General features: G+C 68.6%; 4 protein-coding genes. 2 read left to right on the plus strand and 2 right to left on the minus strand.

What is annotated here, in order from left to right; translation table 11 throughout:
- Positions 1 to 180: 180 nt before the first annotated feature.
- Together ACRDUX_RS10630 and ACRDUX_RS10635 are read right to left on the minus strand one after the other, a co-directional pair.
- The gene (locus tag ACRDUX_RS10630; RefSeq protein WP_526413651.1) at positions 181 to 531 is read right to left on the minus strand and encodes a VOC family protein; all 351 of its coding nucleotides are present in this window, start codon (positions 529 to 531) and stop codon (positions 181 to 183) included.
- A 15-nt stretch (positions 532 to 546) separates the two neighbouring features.
- Positions 547 to 1,845: a M18 family aminopeptidase gene (locus ACRDUX_RS10635; RefSeq protein ID WP_526413655.1), complete on the minus strand. Its 1,299-nt coding sequence runs from the start codon at positions 1,843 to 1,845 to the stop codon at positions 547 to 549.
- 75 nt (positions 1,846 to 1,920) lie between these two features.
- On the opposite strand from ACRDUX_RS10635, the gene ACRDUX_RS10640 reads away from it, so the two are divergent.
- On the plus strand, positions 1,921 to 2,934 hold the full coding sequence (locus ACRDUX_RS10640) for a Dyp-type peroxidase (RefSeq protein WP_526413657.1): 1,014 nt from the start codon (positions 1,921 to 1,923) through the stop codon (positions 2,932 to 2,934).
- On the plus strand, positions 2,931 to 3,451 hold a 521-nt coding region (locus tag ACRDUX_RS10645), incomplete at its 3' end, for a family 1 encapsulin nanocompartment shell protein (RefSeq protein ID WP_526413653.1). The genes ACRDUX_RS10640 and ACRDUX_RS10645, both read left to right, overlap by 4 nt.

A 3,451-nucleotide genomic window follows, 5' to 3' on the forward strand; every position in this document is an offset into this window, starting at 1 on the left:
CGTGCGTCGTGTACTCGACCACGGCGCCGGCGACCACCAGGAAGAGCGGTGACGTGATGCGCCACCGCTCCAGCCGCCGGGTCGTGAGCGCCCACCCCGCCAAGACGACCGAGACCGCGATCAGCGATAGCAACACCGGCGTGATCTTGCCACGTCCACAGGTATTTTCAGGGCGACGGATCAGCTCCCGGCAGCGACGCAGAATGCGTTGCCTGCGGGGTCGGCGAGCACCACCCAGTGGAAATCGTCGCCGAAGCCGTTGCGGCCGGTCTCCGTCGCACCCAGCGATACCAGGCGGGCTACCTCGGCGTCGGCGTCTGCGGCCGTGAAATCGAGGTGCACGCGATTCTTGCCCGGCGTCGGGGCGGGCACCTTCTGAAAGCCCAGCCGAGGACCGTCGGCCTGAACGACGATCACGAATTCACCCGGCGCGACCGCGTTGAGCTGTCCGTCGACGGCCTTTGCCCACCACTGCGCAAGAGCATCGGGGTCATCGCAGTCGAACGTCACCATCTCCACTTTGAGCGCCATGCGCTCGAGGCTAGATCAACCCGGTGACAAGAACGCCTGCAGCGCCGCGGCATACGCGTGCACGTCCGCAGCACCCATCAGTTCGCGGGCCGAGTGCATCGCGAGCTGGGCGGCGCCGACGTCGACGGTCGGGATGCCCGTGCGTGCTGCGGTCATCGGTCCGATCGTCGAGCCGCACGGCAGGTCGGCACGGTGTTCGTATCGCTGTAGCGGCACCCCGGCTGTGGCGCAGGCCAGCGCGAAGGCGGCGGCGGTGCGGCCGTCGGTGGCGTACCGCAGATTCGGCTGCACCTTGAGCACCGGCCCCCCGTTGACCTCGATGAGGTGGTTGGGCTCGTGCCGCTCGGGATAGTTGGGGTGGGTCGCGTGCGCCATGTCTCCGGAGGCCACCATCGAGCCGGGCAGGCGGCGCAGGAAGTCCTCCCGCGTGCCCCCGCCGGTCAGAGTGATGCGTTCCAGCACCGTGGGGAGCAGCTCGGACTGCGCGCCGTGGTCCGACGTCGATCCGACCTCCTCGTGGTCGAACAGCGCCAGCACGGGCACGTAACCCCCCGGCTCGGCGGCGAGGAATGCCTCCAGCCCGGCGTAACAGGTGCCCTGGTTGTCCAGCCGCGGTGCGCTGACCAGGTCGCGGTCGGCGCCGACGAGCGTCGAGGTGGTCAGGTCTTGCGTCATCAGGTCGGCCGCCAGGACGGCTCTCGGGTCCACGCCCGCGCGCTCGGCAACGAAGTCGACGAACGACCTGGTTCGGCCTCCGGCTCCCCAGACGGCGTTGACGTGGCGCTGCGGATCCAGTGCCACGCCCTTGCGGTCGTCGGAGAGGTGGATCGCGAGCTGCGGCACCCGCAGGATCGGATCGTCGATGCGGATCAGCACGTCCTCGACCGTGTCAAACCCCCGGTCGCTGCGCTCCTGCCCGCCGCCGCCGTTCCCCCGCAGCGACAACCGCCCGCTGATGCCAAGGTCGCGGTCGAGCCACGAGTTGAGCCACGCGCCGCCATACGGCTCGAGCGCCACGACCTGCCATCCGGCGACGAGGCGGTCGGGATGCTGCTTGACCCGCAGGTTGGGGCTGTCGGTGTGTCCGCCGACGATGCGGAACGGCGCGCCTGCGTCCGCCGACCTCCATGCCACCAGCGAACCGGCCCGCACCGTGAAGTAGCCAGGGCCCTCGGTGCCGGCCGGCCACGCGTCACCCTCCGACAGTTCGGCGAAGCCCGCGTCGCGCAACCGCCCTGCCACGGTCGCACAGACGTGGAACGGCGAGGGCGAGGCGTCGATGAATTCGCAGAGGCCCTCGGCCGAGGCGTGCAGGGAAGGGCCGGGCCTGCCTGAGATCATGTAGTCCATCCTTACCGGATAACCCGCTGGATGTGGCGATAGGGTCTGATCGTGACGCGTCGTCCGCAGCCGATTCTGACTCCACTGACGCCGGCGGCGATCTTCCTGGTGGTCACCATCGACGATGGTGGCGAGGAGACGGTTCACGACGCCTTCGCCGATCTGTCGGGTCTGGTGCGCGCGGTCGGATTCCGTAATCCCGCAGCGCATCTGAACCTCGTCACGGGTATCGGCTCCGCAGCCTGGGACCGGCTGTTCGGGGGGCCGCGACCCGCCGAGCTGCACCCGTTCCCCGAACTCGCCGGCTCACACCACGTTGCGCCGGCCACCCAGGGCGATCTGCTGTTCCACATCCGCGGTGAGTCCATGGACGTCTGTTTCGAGCTCGGCGGCCGCGTGTTGGCCTCGATTGCGGGTGCGGTCAGCGTCGTCGACGAGGTGCATGGCTTCCGGTTCTTCGAGCAGCGCGATCTGCTCGGCTTCGTCGACGGCACCGAGAACCCCGATGGACCCGAGGCCGTCGAGGCCGTCCAGATCGGCGCCGAGGATCCCGACTTCGCGGGGGCAAGCTACGTCCACGTCCAGAAGTACACCCACGACATGGCCGCGTGGAACGCTCTGAGCGTCGACGAGCAGGAGCTGGTGATCGGGCGCACCAAGTTGGAGGACATCGAGATGGACGATGCGGTCAAGCCGGCCAACTCGCATCTTGCCCTCAACGTCATCACCGACGAGGACGGCAACGAGCTCCAGATCGTCAGGGCCAACATGCCGTTCGGCACGCTGGGCAATGGCGAATCCGGCACGTACTACATCGCCTACGCGGCCGACCCCGGCGTCACCGAACGGATGCTGCGGAACATGTTCATCGGCGATCCGCCTGGCAACACAGATCGCATTCTCGACTTTTCGACCGCGGTGACCGGCACCATGTTCTTCGTGCCCACCGCGGACTTCCTCGACGACCCACCGGCGCTACCCGATGGGGACACCGTCGTGGCCGAAGCTCCCCCCTCCAACGGCTCCCTGTCGATCGGCAGTTTGAAAGGACAACCCCAATGAACAATCTCTACCGCGAACTGGCACCGGTCACCGACGAGGCGTGGGGCGAGATCGAACAAGAGGCGACCCGTACGTTCAAGCGGCACATCGCCGGGCGGCGCGTCGTCGACGTCAGCGACCCGAGTGGTCCCACGACGGCGGCCATCAGCACCGGCCACCTTGCGGACGTGGCGGCGCCCGGCGACGGCGTCGTAGCCCACCTGCGGGAGAGCAAGCCCCTGGTGCGGCTGCGGGTGCCGTTCACCATCGGGCGGACCGACATCGACGACGTGGAGCGCGGCTCGCAGGATTCCGACTGGGATCCGGTCAAGGAGGCCGCCAAGCAGCTGGCGTTCGCCGAGGACCGGGCGATCTTCGAGGGTTACGCGGCGGCCGACATCGACGGCATCCGCAAGTGCAGCTCCAATCCGGGGCTGGCGCTGCCGGAGGATCCCCGCGAGATCCCCGACGTGATCGCCCAGGCCCTGTCCGAACTGCGCCTCGCCGGTGTCGACGGCCCGTACTCGGTGCTGTTGTC

It is taken from the genome of Mycobacterium sp. (genome assembly GCF_050701675.1).
Lineage (GTDB): Bacteria > Actinomycetota > Actinomycetes > Mycobacteriales > Mycobacteriaceae > Mycobacterium.